Genomic DNA, 1,371 nt, shown 5'->3' on the forward strand with positions numbered 1-1,371 from the left:
AGCGTCGAAGGTCTTTATCGCGGGGAGCTCAAGCGCGACAAGGATGCATGGGGCGTCTTCAGCACGGATGAGGAGCTGCAGGAGGCGATCGGCAAATGGGTGGCGCGCGGCAAGCTGCACAAGCTCGTCGAGCTGTGGGCGCAAGGGCTGGCGTTCGACTGGACGCGGCTGTACGACGGCGAAGTGGCGCCGAGGCGGATCAGCTTGCCGACCTATCCGTTCGCCAGGGAACGGTACTGGGTGCCGCAGGCACGGATGCTGTTCGCCCCGGGCAAGCCCGTCGGTGAAGAGTTGCATCCGCTCGTGCACCGCAACACCTCGAGCCTGGCCGAGCAGCGCTTCAGCTCGGTGTTCACGGGGGAGGAGTTCTTCCTTGCCGACCACGTGGTGAAGGGGCAGCGGGTGCTGCCCGGGGTTGCGTACCTGGAGCTTGCGCGCGCGGCGGTGGTGCAGGCGCTGGAGCTCGCGGCGTCGCAGGCGCGGGACGTGCGGCTGGAGCAGGTGGTGTTCGCGCAGCCTGTGGTGGTGGGTAATGCGCCGGTGGAGGTGCACATTGCGCTGGTGCCGCAGGACGGTGGGTCGGTGAGCTTCGAGGTGTACACCCAGGTCGCGGGCGAGGAGGAGGCGCGGGTGCATGCGCAGGGGCGCGCGAGGGTTGCGGCGCCGGCGGATGCGCCGCGCGAGGACCTGGGGCGGCTGCGGTCGCAGTGTCCGCAGGTGTTCGCATCCGAGGCGTGCTATGCGGGCTTCGCGCGGATGGGCATCGAATATGGTCCGACGTTCCAGTCGTTGATGGAAGTCCGGGTGGGGCAGGATGCAGCGGGTCGGCTGCTGGCGGTGGGCGAGTTGGCGCTGCCGTCCAAGGTGAGCGAGTCATCCAAGGCTTTCGTGCTGCCTCCAAGCCTGCTGGATGGCGTGTTGCAGGCGTCGATGGGACTGGCGCTGGCGCAGCCGCAGGACAGGCTGTCGCTGCCGTTCGCGGTGGAGGCGGTGGAGCTGTACGGGGCGGTGCCGGAGAAGGCGGTGGCGGTGGTGCGCCAGAGCGCGGGCAGCACGATCGGCGACGCGGTGCTGAAGCTGGACGTGTCGCTGGTGGACGCCGAAGGTCGGGTGTGCGTGCAACTGCGCGGCTTCAGCAGCCGCGTGCTGGACAGCGTTGCCGGGCAGGCTGCGGCGCCTGCGCCTGCGCCTGCGAAGGGCGAGGTGGAGACGCTGCTGCTGCGCCCGACGTGGCAGGAGGCGCAACTGCCGGCGGCTGAGCCGGTGTCCTATGGCGCGCATTGGGTGGTGCTGTGCGAGGTGGGTGGCGATGCGGGGGCTGCGCTGAAGGCGGCGTTGCCGCAGGCGCGGTGCCTGCACCTGAGCGCCGAG

General features: G+C 70.0%; 1 protein-coding gene. It reads left to right on the forward strand.

The genetic code is table 11. The annotated features are described in order from the left end of the window. The coding region (locus BMY35_RS37490; RefSeq protein ID WP_177213807.1) for a polyketide synthase dehydratase domain-containing protein at positions 1–1,371 on the forward strand (1,371 nt) is incomplete at both ends.

Source organism: Variovorax sp. YR750, from assembly GCF_900109805.1.
In the GTDB taxonomy this organism is placed as follows: domain Bacteria; phylum Pseudomonadota; class Gammaproteobacteria; order Burkholderiales; family Burkholderiaceae_C; genus Variovorax; species Variovorax gossypii.